This is a genomic window from Peribacillus simplex NBRC 15720 = DSM 1321 (genome assembly GCF_002243645.1).
GTDB classification, from domain to species: Bacteria; Bacillota; Bacilli; order Bacillales; family DSM-1321; genus Peribacillus; species Peribacillus simplex.
Genome location: NZ_CP017704.1, coordinates 2,045,867 through 2,065,548, shown reverse-complemented (window position 1 = coordinate 2,065,548; position 19,682 = coordinate 2,045,867). Strand labels below are relative to the sequence as shown.

The following is a 19,682-nucleotide window of genomic DNA, read 5'->3' as shown; positions in this document are numbered from 1 at the left end:
TAATGAGAGTGTTTCTTCAAATGAATGAAACGTTATGAGAACTAATTATTACGTTCAACGCAATGAATTCATACCGGGAGCTGGAGACAGTTCCTTCATTATAGTGAGGGTTGCTGAGGCAACCTTTTTTTTGCATGTGCAGGACAACTTCATAATGAAAAGATAAAGTTCTACAATTAGAGTCTGAATGTAACGATATTAAGCTTACTAACCTTTGATAATTGCCTGTTGTTATACTGTGAAAGAGTATTAGTGCAAAAGAGTTCAAAGAGCGAAATATAAAAATGCTTCGTTTAATTAAACAAGCGGGATTTATAAAAAATAGATTTAAAAATCTTGTCTATACAAGGCTTTTTTTCAAATTGAGGTTAATTAGTTAATTCTTGATATATGTAATAGTAAGATGGCTTATTGGATAAAAAAATTATATGATTGAGTAGTTGCTTACAATAACTACTCTTAGATTGAAGAAATTTGCGACACTCCTGCCGAATAACTGGCTAGCCGAGACCCCACAGGCGCTTGCGGTGAGGAAGATTGGCAGACAGTCGGCGGAAATGGAGCGGATTTTTGAAATCAACTGGAACGTTTTTTAAAAGAAAAAACTTACAGCAGTTCCGGAAAATTAAACTGATTCCCTTGATATATCAAGGTTTTCTTCGGTGTCACTCATAAGTTGCATAGTAATGCGCTTATTACTATCTTTACTTTGCATAATTCATCTCACAATACTAGGAGTAAGGAAAGGCGATGAACTCATTATGATATTTAGCGAGCGATTAAAAAAAGAACGAGAAAAAAGAAATTGGTCACAAAATGATCTTGCAGAGAAGATTCATGTGAGTCGCCAATCTGTGTCAAAATGGGAAACGGGAAAAAATTATCCAAGTATTGAAGTACTCATTAATTTAAGTGATTTATTTCAAATTACAGTAGATGAATTATTAAGGAGTGACGAGGAATTGAAAGAAAAAATAATACGGGAAAGTAAGCAGTTAGCATTTCCAAAAAGGAAAATGTTTTTTGATATCGTGTTATTACTAGGTGCATTTTTGTTAGTGTCAAAATTAATTATTTTTGGTCTTAACAAATTTGTTGGCACGGATATTACCATTTTAAAAAGTATGCCAGTTGTATCGAATTTTTTACCATTAGCTTTGATGGTTATTGGTGGTATTGGTTCAGATTATTTGAAAGATAAATATGTAGATTGAAAGAACTCTGCTAATAAAACTATTTAATAAACCACAAAATGGTTTTTTTTTATGGGGGGAACCTTTTGAAACTTAATCATAAAAGAACAGAACCTTTGAATTTCAGGTTCTGTTCATATTTCTTATTTGAACTTTTGCACTTCTTCTTGTCCCTCGAATTTGTTATCTTTCAAAATGCCGATTTCTTCAATATGGTTTCGTGCCGTTTCATCCCCTAATTTATAAATGAGGGCATAAAGCCTTTTCATGGCTGCATCGTATTTATCATTTGCCCGGTCATGATGATAAAGAAGGTAGGGCACATGTGAACGGGCATATGACTCCAGGTCATCTGTCCGGTGTTCCTCCAAGCATTGTTTTAATTCTGCAAGTTCCTCATCGGTTGCGTATACAGTGAAGCTCGGATTCTCTTCAAGTTTTTGTCCAAGTACGTCGCCGCTGACCAAATCGACATGATAGGTCTGTTTTTCCTGCATCATTCTGCTTATCATCCTTTCAAGCGTTTATCTATTCTGTACCACTATTTGTAAAAAGTTAATCATGAAAGTAAACATTTCCTTAATGAAAATGATAGGAAATAGAGGTATCGGATTTCTTATCAAATGGTTTAAGATAGATTTACAGAATATTATGGAAAAGTGAGGAGAGATATAGTGAAGAGGTCAATCATGGTTATTTTTTTGGTGTTGATTGCTTCAGGCTGCGTAACAAGGAATTATGATTCCAATATGGATTTAGGGAAAAGTCAGTTGAATGAGGAAAATTATTTAGAAGCCCACGAGGCATTTGAATTAGCTTATAAAGAAGCAAAAACACCGGAAGCAAGGGAGTTAATGGATCTTTCAGGTTTTCTGGCGAGTGGTATGAAGAAATACGACGAACAGGATTTTGATTCGGCCAAAAGAGATTTTGAAGAAGCAACCGCATATAAAGCAAAATACCGGGAAGGTAAACTAATGGTTGCAAAGGCGGTGGAAATGCACCCGGTATCAGACTCTGCCACGATAGAAGCAGTAGAGGGAAATGACGAAATGGAACCGGCGGAGGAAACAACTAAGGACGGATCTAAAGTAGAAGATAAGGCGGCTACGGAAACAAAAGGCAAAGAAGGAAGCAAGGATTCGGTTAGTACATTAAGTAAATCTCAGGCGGAGAAGCTTGTGAAGGATTACGTGGATATGGAAAACTTTCCGCATTTGCATATCGAATATGATCATGATGCCGAAAAGGGAGATTATATTTTTCATGTTTTCGAGGTGGATGAACCTAGTCAGAAAAGTGGCCACACCACTACTTGGGGCTGGTATGGCGTGAATAAGAAGACTAAAGAAGTATATGAAGTCATGTAAGGATAACTGAATGGTGGAATTGAAGGCCCCTGTTGAGGCCTTTTTATTTTGTGACGCCGCAAAATACAGGATTCGATAAAATTTTATAATTTTTGTAAAAAGGTCGCCTTATTCTTTATTTTCTTAAGAATTTTTTAATATTTACTGTTTATGATTGAGCCAAGTAAAGGACAATCATAGGAGGGATAAAGATGGAGAATTATAATGGTGAGGAGCAAGTCAGAGTCAAGGCAGAACGGAAAAAGGGTAAGTCTCTTTGGATAACCAGCCTTGTTTCCGGAACGGTTGCTTCTATGGTTACATCGTCTGTATTTCTATTTGGCGGGGACTTTATAGATCAAGGGAAAAGTTCAGTGAATGAGTCAACCAAAACGGCAGGTGTACAGCAAACGGAAAGTGTTGAAAAGAATAAAAGTGTCACTGCGGAAAAGTTATCGACAAGTACGGATTCAAATGATAGGGCACAGATGGTCGAATCAGCATCCAAATCGATTGTAGGGGTCGTGAATTTACAGGAGATGCAAACCCAGAACCCGTACCAGCGGCAAAGCACCGAGAGCGAAACGGTTGAAAGCGGCACTGGCTCAGGGGTCATTTATAAAAAAGCTGATGGGAAAGCCTATATCATCACGAACAATCATGTTATTGAAGGAGCTAAGGAAGTCGAAATTTCATTGTATGATGGACAAAAGGCAACGGCAGCAGTTGTCGGGGCTGATGCTTTGACGGATTTAGCGGTTTTGACAATTGATGCCTCGAAAGCACCGGAGGGAATTAAATTCGGGAATTCTGATAGCATGCGTCCAGGTGAAGAAGTATTGGCAATTGGCAACCCACTTGGACTTGATTTTTCACGATCGGTTACACAAGGGATCGTCAGTGCGACCGGACGCTCCATTTCAGTCGATACCTCGGACGGGGAGTGGGAACTTGATGTCCTTCAAACAGATGCAGCGATCAACCCTGGCAATAGCGGCGGTGCTTTAATCAACACCGCTGGGGAAGTGATCGGCATAAACAGTTTGAAGATTTCCGAAAACGGTGTGGAAGGCTTAGGGTTTGCTATACCAAGTAATGATGTGATTCCGATAGTTACGGAGCTGATTGAAAATGGAAAAATCACGCGCCCATACTTAGGAGTCAGTTTGGCCAGTATAGAAGAACTGCCGCAATATTACATTCAAAATGTTCCTGAAGCCGCAAAGGCCGGTGTAATGGTGACGAGTATAGAAGCGGGATCAGCTGCGGCGAATGGAGGGCTTAAGCAACAGGATATCATCGTTGAGATTGATGGAACGAAAATAAATACTGCCGCTGCATTAAGGAAGTACTTATATACAGATAAGAAAATCGGCGATAAAGTAAAGGTTAAAGTATATCGAGGCACTGAAGAGAAAACGATAACGTTAACCTTGCAAAAACCATAGAAAGTGGTTAGACCCCTGATTATTCATCAGGGGTCTTTTAATTGGCAGTTGAGAAGTTTTTAATAATATACAAAAGGTTAATATCGGAAAAATAGATAGTGTATTTGCACTGTTTTTGAAGAACTTTCATATAGTCTTTAGTACCTAAAAGTGAATAGTGCCGGCCTCTATTTGTCAAGGTTTTCATCGTGGATATGTTAAAAAATAGAAAAGATTTGACAAATTTGTGAAATGTCATAAAATAGAAAGAAAGGGGATGAAATTATGGAAGCTAATCAGAAGATGTTAGATGCAGTGAAATGGGTATCGGGCACAGGTTGTGTAATCGGAATTATTATTTTTGCTTTAAGTTTCTTTGTAAGCGATTACAATAAGGATTATATATTTACCGCTGTTGGAATTGCCATCACACTAAGCGCAGCTGCAATTTTTCTAGTTGGTATATTTTTTGTCCTGACAGAAGAAATGGTAATGAATACACATAAAGGTAAAAGAATTGAACCGGAAACGACTAAAATCATAAAAATTAAATCAAATGCTAAACCTCAAACAAAAAGAAGTACAGAATTCAGTAACTAAACCAGGTATGTAGCTTAATGAACTGGCATTCTAACATCAGCTTAACTAACATGAATGAACATAACCAGCTGAGCTGTTCGCCTTTCTAAAGAATTTGAATCAACCTGATCTGAATGATTGAATGCGCTTTCATTTTGTGTAGGACTTGGCAGTTGGCTACTTTTTAATTCAATACAATATATTGCACTCGTTATGTACCAAAAATATATTTCAGCAACCCTTTGAAATACATACGATGTGCTTGGACATTCAAACCAAACTGCCTGAACGCCAGGAAGTTTTCACATTATATTTTGAACTATATCCACGAGAAAAGGACACTTTTAAAAAGTCCTTTTCTCGTGGTTTTTTTTATGTACTTTTACTTGATGATACAAAAGGGATTCCGTTATCAATATGGGGTTTTGAGTAGTGAGTTTCCAAAAGTCGGAGTTGATTGATCCAAAATAGTTTTTGTCCTGTCCTACTGAAATTGATTGATAAACAACTTGACTATAGTTGCAACAAGTTTGACTGACACCTGAATTATTTCCACCCATGACCACTTTAGGAATACTGTTAGGTCAATAAGTAATGCGAGAAGAAAGAATCAATTACATTTCACACTCGTTGTTTCCTTATATATATATAATATTGACCAGTGTTGGGTCATAAGGGGATTGAAGCATGAATATAGCATTTTGTACAATGCGGCAACCATTTGCCAACTTCCATGGCCGAGTGAAGAAAATCCGTTTTAAATCACGTTTTACTACGATATATATCTAATTAACAGGATAGGTAATATAATTCATAATCTTAAGAAGTTTTGAGGTAATATATACGTGAATATAATGTGGAAATTTTATTTCATTATATTAGAGTAATATTAAACGGGAAGTGACCGGTACTATTGCAATCTAGTACTGATAAGTGGATTTTCCATAGGTAATTTATTAAACATTTATTATATTTCATTTGCTGAAGATTTTCGAACATTTCTGTTCATTTACCATCTTCTTACTGCTTTTTATTGAACTTTATGTGACAGATGTCACTTTGTATTGTCTTTTTTTAGACTTGGGATTAATATTGGTATGTCGGGTTTGTGAACATGGTAACACTTTGTCCGAATAATTACCAATTGGAATTTTATTATGTAAGAAAGGGGTAGTACTATGAAAATAAAATGGGCTCTATTAACTATACTTTTTACAATTGCCACTGTGCTAACCGGTTGCGATAACCCATTAATGGTCTTGGACCCTAAAGGGCCAGTAGCTGCAACACAAGCAGATGTTATTATGATTTCGATATGGACAATGGCCTTTGTCGTCCTTGTCGTTATGGTACTGTATATCTTCATGATAATGAAGTATCGTGCTTCCAAACAACGTGATGATTATGAACCGCCTCATATTGAAGGAAGTAAGGTTCTTGAAATAATTTGGGTTGCGATCCCAATTTTGATCGTCGCTTTCCTATCCGTTGTTACTGTTAAAACAACAAATGAAGTTGAGGCAACACCTAAAGGATATGCAGATCAAGAACCATTAGTTATTTATGCTTCATCTTCTAACTGGAAGTGGCATTTTAGTTATCCGGAAGAAGATATCGAAACAGTCAACTATCTGTTTTTACCTACTGACCGACCAATTGAATTTAAACTTTACTCATACGGTCCAATCTCCAGTTTCTGGATTCCGCAACTTGGAGGACAAAAATACGCGATGTCGAACATGGTAAATACGTTGCATTTAGCAGCTGATGTACCAGGAGAGTATATGGGTCGAAATTCAAACTTCAGTGGTTCAGGTTTTGCTCAGCAAACGTTCAACGTTAATGTACTTTCAGCAAAAGAATACGATAAGTGGGTAGATGAAATTAAAGCTACTGCTAAACCGATTACTGAGGAAAAATTCAATGAATTATTAAAACCTGGTCATGTGGGCCAATCCACTTACACTGGAACTCACTTAGAGTTTTCTCCAGCTCCTGAAGGGGAACATGCTGGTCATGGTAACCACGGATCTTCTGATACTGAAGAAAATGATTCCAAGGATTCACACGAGGAACATTCAGAACACAGCAACATGAATCATGATCACTAAGAATTAATTTCGTAAGATAAAATTTCTAGGTTTACAAGATAAGGAATATTTTCCTGAAAGGAGTCACAAAAGTATGGATTACTTTGATCGATTTGCCGTACCTCATCCAAGTCCTGCGATTTATGCATCCATGGTTGCCATTGGCTTAACCATGATTGCGGTTGTTGCCGGAATTACCTATTTTAAAAAATGGGGTTACTTATGGCGTGAGTGGTTAACAACGGTTGACCATAAACGTATTGGTATCATGTACATCTTGGCAGCACTGCTTATGCTCTTCCGTGGTGGCGTCGATGCTCTTATGATGCGTGCTCAAACGGCTATTCCAGATAACGGTCTTTTGGATGGACAGCATTATAATGAGGTATTTACAACACACGGGGTCGTCATGATCCTGTTCATGGCTATGCCATTTATCATTGGGTTAATGAACATTGTCACACCATTGCAAATTGGAGCGCGTGACGTAGCATTCCCACGTCTAAACGCAGTAAGCTTCTGGTTATTCTTCATGGGGGCAATGCTATTTAACATCTCTTTCGTAGTCGGTGGTTCGCCTGATGCAGGTTGGACATCTTACTTCCCACTGGCAAGTAATGATTTCAGTGAATCAGTAGGTTCCAACTATTATGCGATTGCACTTCAAATAGCTGGTATCGGTACATTACTGACTGGTATTAACTTTATCGTAACAATCTTGAAAATGAGAGCACCTGGCATGAACTTAATGAAAATGCCAATGTTCACATGGTCTATCTTGATCACAAACTTCATTATCGTTTTCGCTTTCCCTGTATTGACAGTGGCACTTGCGTTGATGACTATGGATCGTCTATTCGGAACTCAATTCTTTACGATGGCCAATGGCGGTAGCGATATGCTTTGGGCTAACTTGTTCTGGGTTTGGGGACATCCTGAAGTTTATATAGTAATTCTTCCAGCTTTCGGTATTTACAGTGAAATCATTTCAACATTTGCACGTCGTAACCTGTACGGGTATAATTCGATGGTTATCTCCATGGTAGCTATTTCTACTCTATCTTTCATTGTATGGGCTCACCATTTCTATACAATGGGTCACGGTGCAATGGTTAATGGTATCTTCTCGATTACCACGATGGCAATTGCCGTCCCGACTGGTGTTAAGATTTTCAACTGGTTGTTCACACTTTGGAAAGGTAAAATCGTTTTTACCGTTCCAATGCTATACTCTTTAGCTTTCATTCCGATTTTCACGCTCGGTGGGGTAACAGGGGTTATGCTTGCAATGGCAAGTGCTGACTACCAATACCATAATACAATGTTCTTAGTAGCTCACTTCCACTACGTTTTAATCCCTGGTACTGTATTTGCCGTACTTGCTGGTTTCACGTACTGGTGGCCAAAAATGTTCGGTTTCATGTTGAGCGAAAAAATTGGGAAATGGTCGTTCTGGTTCATTACAATCGGCTTTAATGTAACATTCTTCCCGATGTTCATCACTGGTTTAGATGGGCAGGCACGTCGTATGTATACGTACTCTGAATCAACAGGGTATGGTCCATTGAATATGCTCTCTTTCGTTGGAGCGATTGGCTTGGCAATAGGTTTTGCACTAATTGTGTACAATATCTATTGGAGCACTCGTTATGCATCAAGAAATATTTCAAACGATCCATGGGATGCACGTTCTCTTGAGTGGGCTACACATACACCAATCCCTGAATATAACTTTGCAGTTGTGCCAACAGTTGATTCTACAGAAGCATTCTGGGATTCAAAGAAAAAAGGCTTTAAATTATTTGGCGGTAAAGTAGAAAAGATTCATATGCCAAATAACAGTGGCGTGCCGTTTATCATGAGCTGTATCTTCTTCGTTTGGGGCTTTGCAATGGTATTCAGCATGTGGATCATTGCAATCATTGCAACGATCGGTATCTTTGCTTGTATGATTCACCGTTCATTCGAAAAAGATCACGGACGTTATATCTCTGTTGAAGAGATCGAAGAAACTGAAAATAAATTGCGAGGTGCTAAGTAATGAAAATAGATAACTCGCTGCCACTAGAATATAGCACGGAAGAAAATCGCTTAAAGATTTTTGGATTCTGGATTTTCTTGGGGGCAGAAATAGCTCTTTTCGCTACACTGTTCGCCACTTATTTTGTATTAGTTGATGGAACTGGAAATGGTCCAACAGGGGAACATCTTTTTAAAGTCCCAACCCTAATGTTTCAAACAATCTTTCTTTTAACTAGTAGTTTTACCATAGGTCTTGGAATCAATGCAATGAGACTTGGCAGGCAGAAAGCAACGATTGGTTTCTTCATTATCACCCTTATTCTTGGTTTAGGCTTCTTGGGAGTCGAAATTTATGAATTCGTGGAGTATGTACATGAAGGAGCAACCATTCAAACAAGTGCTTTCTTATCTAGTTTGTTCACATTACTAGGTACGCATGGAGCTCACGTTACACTTGGTTTATTCTGGGGAACCTTCATCATCATGCAGATTAAAAAGCGTGGTATGACTCCACAAACAACAAACAAGGCTTTCATCTTTTCACTTTACTGGCATTTCTTGGACGTTGTCTGGATTTTCATCTTCAGTTTCGTCTACCTGAAAGGAATGATGTAATATGAAAGAATTATTCCCACGGGGCCAAGTTATGGGATTTGCTTTTTCACTAATCCTGACTTTGGTCGCACTATCAGTTATTGTGTTTGATCTCTCACTTAAAATGGCTGTGATCATTCTACTCGTTACAGCTTTCATGCAAGCTGCACTTCAATTTGTTATGTTCATGCACGCAGGAGAGTCTGAAGATAAAGCATCGATTTACACAAACGTTTATTACGGATTGTTCGTTGCATTGGTTACGATTTTCGGTACATTGCTAACAATGGTTTGGGGATATCAATAATCTATTCCGGAAAACTGGGCGTCTTGATGACGCCCAGTTTTTTTGTGTTTAATAGTTGAAAACATATACCGCTTTATCCACTTCATTCATAGAAATTTGTATGGTTATGAAGGATGTGGATGACCCATTTTGTTTAGTATAACCATTTCGGAACATTATATTTATTAAAAGAAAAATTTCCCCCTTTGGAGTGCGCCCTTGCGTTTAAGTGCAAGGTTTTACTAAGTAAAACGTTAATAGAACGACACATTCTCTAAGAAAAACTGTCAGTCCTTTTGATATAATAAGCGATATAAGAATTAATTCATAAACGTGGCGGAGATGATGAAATTGACATTGCCGGTTTTGATTTTGACAATTATCTTGAGTTTGTTAAAAATATTGGTTTCCTGTCTTCCAACTGATGCAGTTAATTGGATTATCAGCAAATTTAAAATACACTCTGAAATTAGTGACGAGAATGCGATCGTAACCTTTGAAGGAAAACGTTTGGAAGGTGAAGAAAAAATTCAAGGTATTAATTATTTTAATAACGCTAGATTTTTGAAAAAAAATCATATTTTCCCAGGGAACGAGCAATTGTTTTTGCATCCCGGAAATAGTGGGTCTCCATTGGTCATTGATACTAAAAGAGGTAAAAAGGATGTTAGGTTATTTGTGTACATTTACAATGACCAAGTGGATGTAGTTAAACAATACAAGAAGAAAGTCATTTCTTATAGTTTGTTTTCCGATAGCCTCCAAGAACGTTCCGTGCCATTAATAAGTAATTTAGCTTAAAAGTACATTAAGACGACGGTCCTTAAAAAGACCGTCCTTTTTTATAATTCTTTTATTGTGTAATCCCCTTTCATTTAGGTACTTTTTTCATTATAAAAAATTCTGAATTACTTGTTATTCAGATTGAGAGGTTAACGTCCACACTGAAAGCCTTGTATTTTAGTGTATTTTGGAAAAATAATTAAAAGTGAGGGAATTGCTGTAAGAGGTTCTTTAATAGTGCATATGAATAGTATTTTGGAAATTATTAAATGGTAATAAAAAAGCAGGTATCTATTACGATGCCTGCCTTTTTATGCTTTCCATTGTTTTTCAACTTGATGAAGGGCTTGTTGTAAAATTACTTCATGATCAGTACCCGGTTTAGTAAGGACATTTGTTTGATAAGATTTTCCTTGGAAATCAACTGTTACTGTAACTTTTACCATTATGCATCTTTCCTTTCTTAATTCAGAATTAAATGAGGTGGTTATACCTATTTCTTTAATACCCGTGGCAGAGGATTTTTCAAACATTTCAAAAGCTGTAAAATCTAAAGAATTAATATTCAAAATTATCTGATATTTTTTGGGATGTGTCAACACTTTTTTTTGACCAACCCGACTTCCCGGCCAAATTCAAACGACCTGGCTTGTGTGCACATGACAGCCAGGTCGTTTTTTGCAAATGAACTATATTCATATTTTAGTTAATATAATACCGATTAATGCAGCAAGTACGCCGGCAATTTGATAGGTTTTTAGTTTTTCCTTGAATAAATAACATCCAGCGAATACGACAACCAAACAGTTCAGGCTGACGACAGGGAAAATGATGCTTGCGATGCCGGTGTTCAACGCAAAGAAATAACATCCATAGCCAATGGTGCTTAATAAGCCTACTAAGGAACCGATTTTGACTTCATTTAGCTTGATTTTTTCATTTTTAAAGGCCAGCACCGAAAGAAGATAAAGCATTCCTCCTCCGTACATTGATACTAGGATATCGAGGGAGTTTAAATGAAGACGTGTTGATGTCGTCATTAGAATGCCGAGCACACCAAAAGATAAGATGGATAATAATGTGTGCATTATCCAAGGGACATATTGGTGGTTACCTTTAGCATTAGGTGTATACTGAATGACTAAGGTAGCGAGAAACATGCAGACAATTCCACTCCACTGCAAGGAAGAAATATGTTCGTGAAAAATTAAAGCTGCACAGAGAATGGGGAATATTGCATTCGCTGCGATTAATGGAGATGTCAAGCTTGCCGGCCCTTTTTCAAAGGCGCTTGCCATCTGGAGATTACCATTAGCGTTCAGTACCCCAATGGCTGCACCAAGCATGATAGACAGCCAGTTCAGGTGCAAACCATCCACAAGTACTCCATAAAATATAGACAAAATGAATGCTGAAAAATAAAAGAAAAATTGGATATGTACCTTTGAGTAACCTTTTCCGCTACTCCATTTAAAAATGCTGTTATTGATTCCGAAACATAAACTCGTGATGAGCGCTGCAAAAATCCACATTGACTTAATCTCTTCCTTCATGTAGGATAAACTTCTTCTACATTTTAAGCTGAAAGCATGCAGGAATCAAACCAAATTTAAAAAGTATGATTGACAGATTAGATATTTTTTTCTATATTAACTATGACAATTTTAAAATATTTCCCGATAAACGGGAGAGGTTCATAGCATCACCCTCTTAAAAAAACTATGGCTTTGATATTTTTCGCGAATCAACCATATCTTTGAGGAGATATGGTTTTTGTTATATAGAGGCCCACTTTATGAATCTCCCTGTAACCTGGGATTAGGAGGACTTTTAATGTCTGGAAGAAAAGAAGAAGAATTAAAAAAAGATATCACACTGCTTGGGAATCAAGGAACAAAATATACATTTGACTATGCACCTGAAATCCTTGAGTCATTCGATAACAAGCATCCGAACCGGGATTATTTCGTCAAATTCAATTGCCCGGAATTCACTAGCTTATGTCCGATAACGGGCCAGCCGGATTTTGCAACCATTTACATCAGCTATATTCCCAGTGTGAAAATGGTGGAAAGCAAGTCTTTGAAACTTTATTTATTCAGCTTCCGCAATCACGGTGATTTCCATGAAGACTGCATGAACATCATCATGAATGATTTAATCGAATTGATGGATCCTAAATATATTGAAGTCTGGGGCAAGTTTACACCTAGGGGCGGAATTTCCATCGACCCTTACACAAATTATGGGAAACCAGGTACGAAGTATGAGGAAATGGCAGATTACCGCTTGATGAACCATGATTTATACCCGGAAACAGTCGATAATCGCTAAAGAATACGAAAGACAATGGGCATATGCCCGTTGTCTTTTTTTGTTTTTAGCCATTCTCGATCGGTGGTCCTGCCGCTTTGTCCTTTTAAAAAATACAAATGTCCTCCTATAATGGAATTCACACTTGATTGTTTCGCGAAAAAGCGTAATAATAGGGAGAGTTGATTTTGACAGAATATTTACGAAAATAGGGGATGTCGAGATGAAAGTTGCAAAGTTTGGCGGAAGTTCACTTGCATCAGGTGAACAGTTGAGGAAGGTATTCGAAATTGTTGTTTCTGATCCAGAGAGAAAGATTGTAGTCGTTTCGGCTCCAGGGAAACGCAATTCCGATGATATAAAGGTGACGGATTTATTGATAGGGGCTGCAGAACAGCAGCTGCGCGGGGATAACGGAGAGTATTTGATAGAAGATGTCGTATCCCGCTATGCGAGCATTGCTGAAGAGCTTGATATATCCGAGAGTGTCATCACTGGGATTCATGAAAATTTAATGGCACTGTTACATGCAGACCAAACTAACCCGAAGCGCTATTTGGATGCCTTGAAGGCCAGTGGCGAAGATAATAATGCGAAGCTTGTCGCAGGTTATTTCCAAAGCCGTGGGGTAGAAGCACAATATATAAATCCGAAGAAGGCTGGCTTGATCGTAACGGATGAAGGTGGATTTACCAAAGTGCTACCAGAGTCTTATGATCGGTTATATGCTCTGCGTGATGAGCCTGGAATCGTAGTATTCCCAGGGTTCTTCGGGTATACGTTAGATGGTGATGTTTTAACCTTCTCAAGGAGCGGTTCCGATATTACGGGTTCGATTCTTGCGAATGGGGTCAAAGCTGATTTGTATGAGAACTTTACGGACGTGGATGCCGTTTATGCGGTGAATCCAAATGTGGTTTCCAATCCCAAGGGAATCCGGGAATTAACCTATCGTGAAATGCGGGAGCTTTCTTATGCAGGTTTCTCGGTATTTCATGATGAGGCGCTGATACCTGCATTCCGTGCGGGAATACCTGTCCATATCCAGAATACGAACAATCCGGCGGCACAAGGGACCCGCATTGTGAGTACACGGGATAATACGAACGGGCCGGTTATTGGAATAGCAAGTGATAAAGGATTTTGCAGTATTTACATTAGCAAATATTTGATGAACCGGGAAGTTGGTTTTGGCCGGAAACTGCTGCACATCCTTGAAGATTATGGAGTTTCATATGAGCATATTCCATCAGGCATTGATGATGTGACGCTTATTCTAAGGCAGGACCAGATGAAGGGTGAAGCCGAGAAAAAAATCATTTCACGAATCAAGAAAGAGCTTCATGCCGATGAAGTGAATGTGGAGCACGATCTTGCCTTGATAATGGTTGTAGGGGAAGGAATGCGTCATAATGTCGGTACAACGGCAAGAGCGTCAAAAGCCTTGGCAGAAGCAAAGGTGAATATTGAGATGATCAATCAGGGGTCTTCGGAGGTAAGCATGATGTTCGGTGTGAAAGGGCATAACGAAGAGACGGCAATTCAGGCATTATATCACGAGTTCTTTTGAGTATGAGCGTTTAGTGACCTCCTTGAAAAGGGAGGTTTTTTGGGTTATGAATGTTTCAAGCCGGTAATAAGGTGGATTCCATGATTGTGGGAAACGAATGATTTTCATGGAATTAAGTTCGAGTGAATAAAAGACGCGCCGATGATTCAGTGCGTCATGTTTAGTTCAGTAACCATTTGTCCTTTAAGAAAAATATCCTTGAGACAGCAAAGAAGAGGATGATCGAGACAATTAGGGAGCTGGCTGTAAGAAAGGTATTCTGAATATCGATCACACCGTATATATCAATTCTTTAAAGAGTGGCATCATGGCAGGAGGAAAGAGGGGAGCCAGCCCAAATCACGCTCCGTTTTTATAAACGGAGCCGTATGTATCTATTATCATGCAATAACAGCTGTCTGCCCATACCTAATCCCATTCTGGAGGCACTGTTTGAAAAATACGGTCAAACCACGAAATTGGGGCCGCGTGAAGGGATGGGTACGAAAATCATCGCAGATATCGTGAAAAAACATCAAGGGTATTTGGGTTTTACCTATTAAAGTGAAGAATTCAATTTGAAAATTAAGGTGCCGGCTATTATATAATCCTCTTTAAGGGATTATGATAAGTGGACTACAACATTTGCCCGCTAATCATTGATTGCTATAAATATAAAAGGAAAGCCTCCAAATGGATGATTGGAGGCTTTCCTTTTATGTTAGTCCATAATTGTCAGGAGTTGATCGATAGCGTTCCTTGGCCGTGGGGCAGGGATCATATCGGGATAGCCAACGTGAAGGCTACCGACGATCTTCTCACCGGGTTTCACGCCTAAAGCTTCACGAAATTCCATGCTGTGTATCATGCCGTATGTTTCCCATATCATCCCGATTCCTTGTTCCCAGGCAAGCAGGCTGAAATTCTGGATCAAGGCACTTGTGGCCGCATAATCTTCTTCACGTGTCATAGGATTCGGATTCTCTTCCATGATCACTGCGACAAACATCGGTACACCTATAAGTTTATTATATCCTCGTTGTCCGGCTGCTTTTTTCTTTTCAGGGTCCTTCTCTTTGCTTGCCATGAATGCACGGGTTGCTTCTGCGAGTTTTAAACGGCTATCACCATGCACCACGACGAAGCGCCATGGTTGGGTCATTTTATGGTTCGGTGCCCATGTAGAAGTTTCCAATAATGTTTGGATGGTATCAATAGGAACAGGAATGTCCTTAAATCGTTTGATGCTGCGCCGTTCTTTTATGATATCTTCTAGTTTCATGATCATCCTGCTCCTTTAATCATATATGTAAGTTTAATAGTTGAAAAAAAATAATCCCCGGCTGCCTAATATGCTTCCAACGTGAATAAATTACTTGAATAAAGAGGGGGCAATATTCTAGTGACTTGCATTCGCTAATGAGCATATAATTTTTACTAGGCACAGAGAAGCCGGGGCGACATTGTATCTATGTACAATATCAAAAGGGTACGATAAGAGATTATCGTAATTGCTTATCAAATTTCAGAGATCAATAATGAAATTGAAAATCATTATCAATTAGAATTTTCGCTTATTTCCTGTTATTTGTCAAGGGTATTTATAAAAAAAATTCAAGATGTTTACCAATCCTTTAAAACAGTTAAAATCTTTTAAAAAATCTGTATAAAAATGTATAATGAGAGGATGAAAAGATGCTATCTACATATGAGGAATCGAAGGTGTCATAGATGAAAAAATTGTCTTCATTTCTTAAGCCGTACTGGCTTTTGATCATTCTTGCTTTATCTTTAATGATTATCGAGCTCGGGGTAGAGCTGTTACAACCTCTATTTATAGCAAAAATAATTGATGATGGCATTTTGCAGAAAGATTTATCGGTGGTGATTAAATGGGGAAGTGTCATGGTTGGACTTTCCGTTTTTTCATTTCTTGGCGGGATCGTTAATTCCTTTACGGCATCACATGTAAGTCAAAGCTTTGGACATGATATCAGGAAAAGCCTTTTTGGTAAAATACAGGCGTTTTCTTTTGCAAATTTGAATAATATCCCTACTTCATCTTTGATAACTAGGATGACGAATGATGTGACTCAACTTCAAAATACGGTTTTTATGGGCCTGCGTATCATGGCAAGGGCGCCATTGATCGTAATCGGCGGAGCAATAATGGCTATTGCGGTCGATTTGAAACTATCACTTGTTTTGGTCATTTCAATTCCGGTTCTAGTTTTCTTCCTGGGATGGGTTATGAAACGAGCAGCTAAGCTGTTTAAGCTCGTACAGAAAAAACTCGATAATGTCAATGGCGTCATGAGGGAAAACCTGATAGGCATGCGCTTGATCAAAGCTTTTCTTCGTAAGGAGCATGAAATCGGCCGATTTGACGATGTGAATGAAGAGTTGAAAAGTAAGACTGTGTCTTCCCTTCGTTTAATTGAAACTACGATGCCTGTGTTGATGCTTGTCATGAATGTGGCGATTCTGATCATTCTCTGGCTTGGAAGCGAATTTATAACAACGGGAGATATACAGGTAGGGGAAGTTGTGGCTATTGTCAACTATGCCACGAGGATTGCGGCATCCCTTTCCGTTTTTTCATGGCTGATCATGGTCATTTCCCGTGCGAAGGCTTCAGCGGAACGTGTGACTGAAATATTTGAAACCCCGATAGATATTGATGAAGGTAAGGTGGAAAGCAAGAGTGAGGCTGTCAATGGGGGAGGCATTAAATTTCTGGATGTATCTTTCCGCTATCCTGGAACCGATACCCCGATTTTGAAAAACTTGACCTTCTCCATCGATCCGGGAGAATCGCTTGCAATCATAGGAGCGACAGGATCAGGGAAAACATCACTGTTTCAGTTGATTCCGAGATTATACGAAGTTGAAAGCGGATCCATACAAATTGATGACCAGGATCTGAAAGATATTCCCTTGGATTCGCTGCGGAAAAGGATCGGCTATGTACCGCAAGAGGCCCTGCTTTTTTCAGGAACCATAAAAAATAATGTCGCTTGGGGAAAAGAAGGTGCCACGATGGAGGAAATCATGGCAGCGGCCATGCATGCTCAGGTGCATGAGACCGTAATGAAACTCCCGAAACAATATGAAACCCAGTTAGGGCAAAAAGGAGTGAATCTGTCCGGAGGGCAAAAACAGCGCTTATCGATCGCAAGAGCTTTGGTGCGCAGACCAAAGATTCTCCTTCTGGATGATAGCACGAGTGCTCTGGATTTGAAAACGGAAAGTAAATTGCTTGCCGCGTTAAAGGGCTATACATGCACAACGCTCATCATTACACAAAAAATCAGTACAGCCATGGAGGCGGACAAAATCTTGTTGCTGGAAAGTGGTCAAGTACTCGCACTGGGGAAACATCAGGATTTGATTCAAACAAGTGATCTTTATCGAAAAATCGTTCACTCACAGTTTGGGGAGGAGGGGATTTCTCTTGAGTCGAAGAATATCTCCCGATAAAGCAAAGTCTAAACCGGTTAACTCCTGGAATACGATAAAAAGGATCATTCCATACTTAGCAACGAATAAAAGCCGGCTATTTTGTGTCCTTTTCATGGTACTGGTAAGCTCGGTTTTGGGATTGCTTGGCCCCTTTCTTGTTGGGATGGCCATTGATGATTATATTGTCACAAGAGATAGCGGGGGGCTGATCAACCTTCTTTTCGGACTTCTCGGAGTCTATGTATTCTATTCCCTGTCCATGTGGCTTCAGAATTATTGGATGATCGGAATCGCGCAGGATACGGTTTATGCGATGCGCAATCAATTGTTCAAAAAACTTCACCAGTTGTCCATTCCCTTTTTTGACCGGCGTCAGCATGGGGAATTGATGAGTAGGGTCACGAATGATATAGAAAATGTCAGTTCCACTTTGAATAGTTCCGTCATCCAGATTTTTTCAAGTGTGCTGACACTGGTCGGGACGATCGGAGTCATGCTGTATTTGAGCCCTTTATTAACTGTTTTAACCTTATTAATCGTTCCTCTAATGTTCTTTGGTCTGAGGTGGATAACGAACCGGACGGGAAAGCTGTTTAAAGCACAGCAGAAGAACCTTGGAGAACTGAATGGGTTTATAGAAGAAACGATTTCCGGACAACGGATCGTAAAGGCTTTTTCACAGGAAGATAAAGTGATAAGGGATTTTATCATCCGGAGTGAAAACTTAAAGAAAGCCGGATTTCTATCACAATCATACTCTGGGCTGATTCCAAAACTGATGAATCTACTGAACAACTTAAGTTTCACGGTAATAGCAGCTGTCGGCGGGTTTTTGGCGCTGAGTGGGATAGGAACGGTTTCCATCGGGGTCATTGTCATTTTCACCGAGTATTCAAGGCAATTCACCCGTCCGCTCAATGACCTGGCTAACCAATTCAATACACTCCTCTCAGCTGTTGCCGGTGCGGAGCGGGTTTTCGCCATACTTGATGAACAAGAAGAAGAAGTGGATGAGAAACAGGCCTCTGAACTTCGTGATGTCCGTGGTGAGGTGGACTTTGAGGGTGTTTCCTTTTCGTATAATGATGATGAGCAAACGATAAATGATGTTAGTTTCCATGCAGAAAAAGGGGAGACCATCGCGCTTGTAGGTCCCACAGGGGCCGGTAAGACTACGATCATTAATCTTCTTGCCCGTTTTTACGAGCCGAACTGCGGTCGGATAATGATTGATGGCCAGGATATCCAACAGGTGACGAGGTCCAGTCTCCGCAAACATATGGGCTTCGTTTTACAGGATTCCTTTTTGTTTCAAGGTACGATTCGTGAAAACATCCGCTACGGCCGACTGGAGGCGGAGGATGAAGAAGTGGTAAATGCTGCTAAACTTGCCAATGCCCATTCCTTTATCATGAAACTGCCAGATCGGTATGATACCATCTTGAATCAGGACGGCAGTGGAATAAGTCAGGGGCAGCGCCAGTTATTATCGATTGCCAGGGCTATTTTAGCCGATCCCGTTCTATTGATTTTGGATGAAGCGACAAGTAGCATAGATACTATAACCGAGCTTAAAATCCAGGAAGCATTACACCGTTTGATGGAGGGAAGGACAAGTTTTGTCATTGCCCATCGATTGAATACAATTCAGCAAAGTGATCAAATCCTTGTACTTGATGAAGGAAGGATCATTGAAAAGGGATCCCATGATGAATTGTTGCGGCAGAGGGGTTTTTATTACGAACTATATCGCAGTTCATTAAGGGAAAATCAATCCGGATGAAGAAAAAATGTGTGCCATCAGGCGCACATTTTTTGCGTTAGTCCCATAAAACAAGGACCTTAAACTTTCTAAAAATGTGAAGAGTTCTTTCTTTAGAAGATGAATCGGCCGCTGGTTTTACGGACTTCCTTATCGTAGCAATTATTTGGCTGGATTTTTTACCCTATACGGTTTTTATATAGCGTGAATTCTCAAATCCATATCGGTGGGAAAAGAGGGAATTATCGACAAAATAATGGAAAATACTTTACA

Annotated in this window: 19 protein-coding genes and 1 riboswitch; of the genes, 15 read left to right on the top strand and 4 right to left on the bottom strand. The window is 39.2% G+C overall.

The features are described 5' to 3' along the window. Positions 1-440 precede the first annotated feature (440 nt). On the top strand, positions 441-596 hold the full coding sequence (locus BS1321_RS27465) for a hypothetical protein (RefSeq protein WP_155726514.1): 156 nt from the start codon (positions 441-443) through the stop codon (positions 594-596). Between the two features lie 165 nt (positions 597-761). Next, a complete protein-coding gene (locus tag BS1321_RS09800; protein WP_063235308.1) occupies positions 762-1,214 on the top strand; it encodes a helix-turn-helix domain-containing protein in 453 nt (150 codons plus the stop codon). Between the two features lie 122 nt (positions 1,215-1,336). Here BS1321_RS09800 and BS1321_RS09795 read toward each other — a convergent pair whose 3' ends face one another. Continuing rightward, a complete protein-coding gene (locus BS1321_RS09795; protein ID WP_063235309.1) occupies positions 1,337-1,693 on the bottom strand; it encodes a hypothetical protein in 357 nt (118 codons plus the stop codon). A 189-nt stretch (positions 1,694-1,882) separates the two neighbouring features. Between BS1321_RS09795 and BS1321_RS09790 the strand changes: the two genes are divergently transcribed. The 8 genes from BS1321_RS09790 to BS1321_RS09755 all read left to right on the top strand — a co-directional run bounded on the left by BS1321_RS09790 (position 1,883) and on the right by BS1321_RS09755 (position 10,341). Then, positions 1,883-2,563 (top strand): hypothetical protein, encoded by a 681-nt coding sequence (locus BS1321_RS09790; protein WP_063235310.1) that lies wholly within the window; start codon positions 1,883-1,885, stop codon positions 2,561-2,563. 191 nt (positions 2,564-2,754) lie between these two features. Next, entirely contained in the window at positions 2,755-3,990 is a 1,236-nt protein-coding gene (locus BS1321_RS09785; protein ID WP_063235311.1) for a S1C family serine protease, read from the top strand. 264 nt (positions 3,991-4,254) lie between these two features. After that, complete coding sequence (locus tag BS1321_RS09780; protein ID WP_063235312.1) at positions 4,255-4,569, top strand: hypothetical protein; 315 nt, start codon at positions 4,255-4,257, stop codon at positions 4,567-4,569. A 1,157-nt stretch (positions 4,570-5,726) separates the two neighbouring features. Next, a complete protein-coding gene (gene qoxA / locus BS1321_RS09775) occupies positions 5,727-6,659 on the top strand; it encodes a cytochrome aa3 quinol oxidase subunit II (protein ID WP_063235313.1) in 933 nt (310 codons plus the stop codon). Between the two features lie 73 nt (positions 6,660-6,732). Next, positions 6,733-8,679, top strand: coding sequence for a cytochrome aa3 quinol oxidase subunit I (qoxB, locus tag BS1321_RS09770; protein ID WP_063235314.1), 1,947 nt, complete (start codon positions 6,733-6,735; stop codon positions 8,677-8,679). Then, positions 8,679-9,275, top strand: a complete 597-nt coding sequence (gene qoxC / locus BS1321_RS09765) for a cytochrome aa3 quinol oxidase subunit III (protein WP_063235315.1) — start codon at positions 8,679-8,681, stop codon at positions 9,273-9,275. The genes qoxB and qoxC overlap by 1 nt, the downstream gene beginning before the upstream one ends. A gap of 1 nt (position 9,276) precedes the next feature. Further along, positions 9,277-9,561 carry a cytochrome aa3 quinol oxidase subunit IV gene (qoxD, locus tag BS1321_RS09760; protein WP_063235316.1) on the top strand — a complete coding sequence of 95 codons (285 nt, stop codon included), beginning with the start codon at positions 9,277-9,279 and terminating at the stop codon, positions 9,559-9,561. Between the two features lie 324 nt (positions 9,562-9,885). After that, positions 9,886-10,341: a YfmQ family protein gene (locus tag BS1321_RS09755; protein ID WP_411836498.1), complete on the top strand. Its 456-nt coding sequence runs from the start codon at positions 9,886-9,888 to the stop codon at positions 10,339-10,341. 293 nt (positions 10,342-10,634) lie between these two features. Here the strand turns inward: BS1321_RS09755 and BS1321_RS28125 are convergent, their stop codons facing one another. Both BS1321_RS28125 and BS1321_RS09745 read right to left on the bottom strand, forming a co-directional pair. After that, positions 10,635-10,925 (bottom strand): BA3454 family stress response protein, encoded by a 291-nt coding sequence (locus BS1321_RS28125; RefSeq protein WP_063235317.1) that lies wholly within the window; start codon positions 10,923-10,925, stop codon positions 10,635-10,637. A gap of 93 nt (positions 10,926-11,018) precedes the next feature. Next, entirely contained in the window at positions 11,019-11,876 is an 858-nt protein-coding gene (locus BS1321_RS09745; protein WP_230160014.1) for a DMT family transporter, read from the bottom strand. 130 nt (positions 11,877-12,006) lie between these two features. Next, positions 12,007-12,052, top strand: a riboswitch (PreQ1 riboswitch). A gap of 104 nt (positions 12,053-12,156) precedes the next feature. On the opposite strand from BS1321_RS09745, the gene queF reads away from it, so the two are divergent. The 3 genes from queF to BS1321_RS27455 all read left to right on the top strand — a co-directional run bounded on the left by queF (position 12,157) and on the right by BS1321_RS27455 (position 14,748). Continuing rightward, on the top strand, positions 12,157-12,657 hold the full coding sequence (queF, locus tag BS1321_RS09740; protein ID WP_061461394.1) for a preQ(1) synthase: 501 nt from the start codon (positions 12,157-12,159) through the stop codon (positions 12,655-12,657). 202 nt (positions 12,658-12,859) lie between these two features. After that, positions 12,860-14,206: an aspartate kinase gene (locus tag BS1321_RS09735; RefSeq protein ID WP_063235319.1), complete on the top strand. Its 1,347-nt coding sequence runs from the start codon at positions 12,860-12,862 to the stop codon at positions 14,204-14,206. Positions 14,207-14,505: 299 nt separating this feature from the next. Further along, entirely contained in the window at positions 14,506-14,748 is a 243-nt protein-coding gene (locus tag BS1321_RS27455; protein WP_144478811.1) for a GHKL domain-containing protein, read from the top strand. Between the two features lie 158 nt (positions 14,749-14,906). Here BS1321_RS27455 and BS1321_RS09730 read toward each other — a convergent pair whose 3' ends face one another. Next, positions 14,907-15,467: a nitroreductase family protein gene (locus tag BS1321_RS09730; RefSeq protein ID WP_063235320.1), complete on the bottom strand. Its 561-nt coding sequence runs from the start codon at positions 15,465-15,467 to the stop codon at positions 14,907-14,909. Positions 15,468-15,916: 449 nt separating this feature from the next. On the opposite strand from BS1321_RS09730, the gene BS1321_RS09725 reads away from it, so the two are divergent. Further along, positions 15,917-17,665: an ABC transporter ATP-binding protein gene (locus BS1321_RS09725; RefSeq protein ID WP_063235321.1), complete on the top strand. Its 1,749-nt coding sequence runs from the start codon at positions 15,917-15,919 to the stop codon at positions 17,663-17,665. Then, positions 17,640-19,430 carry an ABC transporter ATP-binding protein gene (locus tag BS1321_RS09720; RefSeq protein WP_063235322.1) on the top strand — a complete coding sequence of 597 codons (1,791 nt, stop codon included), beginning with the start codon at positions 17,640-17,642 and terminating at the stop codon, positions 19,428-19,430. The genes BS1321_RS09725 and BS1321_RS09720 overlap by 26 nt, the downstream gene beginning before the upstream one ends. The last annotated feature ends 252 nt before the right edge of the window (positions 19,431-19,682 follow it).

Bases quoted from the DNA above. Each gene is read 5' to 3' on its own strand.
- qoxA (WP_063235313.1), top strand. From the start codon at position 5,727: ATGAAAATAAAATGGGCTCTATTAACTATACTTTTTACAATTGCCACT.
- qoxD (WP_063235316.1), top strand. From the start codon at position 9,277: ATGAAAGAATTATTCCCACGGGGCCAAGTTATGGGATTTGCTTTTTCA.
- queF (WP_061461394.1), top strand. From the start codon at position 12,157: ATGTCTGGAAGAAAAGAAGAAGAATTAAAAAAAGATATCACACTGCTT.
- BS1321_RS09725 (WP_063235321.1), top strand. From the start codon at position 15,917: ATGAAAAAATTGTCTTCATTTCTTAAGCCGTACTGGCTTTTGATCATT.
- qoxB (WP_063235314.1), top strand. From the start codon at position 6,733: ATGGATTACTTTGATCGATTTGCCGTACCTCATCCAAGTCCTGCGATT.
- BS1321_RS09800 (WP_063235308.1), top strand. From the start codon at position 762: ATGATATTTAGCGAGCGATTAAAAAAAGAACGAGAAAAAAGAAATTGG.
- BS1321_RS09785 (WP_063235311.1), top strand. From the start codon at position 2,755: ATGGAGAATTATAATGGTGAGGAGCAAGTCAGAGTCAAGGCAGAACGG.
- BS1321_RS09790 (WP_063235310.1), top strand. From the start codon at position 1,883: ATGGTTATTTTTTTGGTGTTGATTGCTTCAGGCTGCGTAACAAGGAAT.
- BS1321_RS09730 (WP_063235320.1), bottom strand. From the start codon at position 15,467: ATGAAACTAGAAGATATCATAAAAGAACGGCGCAGCATCAAACGATTT.
- BS1321_RS09745 (WP_230160014.1), bottom strand. From the start codon at position 11,876: ATGAAGGAAGAGATTAAGTCAATGTGGATTTTTGCAGCGCTCATCACG.
- BS1321_RS09735 (WP_063235319.1), top strand. From the start codon at position 12,860: ATGAAAGTTGCAAAGTTTGGCGGAAGTTCACTTGCATCAGGTGAACAG.
- qoxC (WP_063235315.1), top strand. From the start codon at position 8,679: ATGAAAATAGATAACTCGCTGCCACTAGAATATAGCACGGAAGAAAAT.
- BS1321_RS09780 (WP_063235312.1), top strand. From the start codon at position 4,255: ATGGAAGCTAATCAGAAGATGTTAGATGCAGTGAAATGGGTATCGGGC.
- BS1321_RS09755 (WP_411836498.1), top strand. From the start codon at position 9,886: ATGAAATTGACATTGCCGGTTTTGATTTTGACAATTATCTTGAGTTTG.
- BS1321_RS09795 (WP_063235309.1), bottom strand. From the start codon at position 1,693: ATGATGCAGGAAAAACAGACCTATCATGTCGATTTGGTCAGCGGCGAC.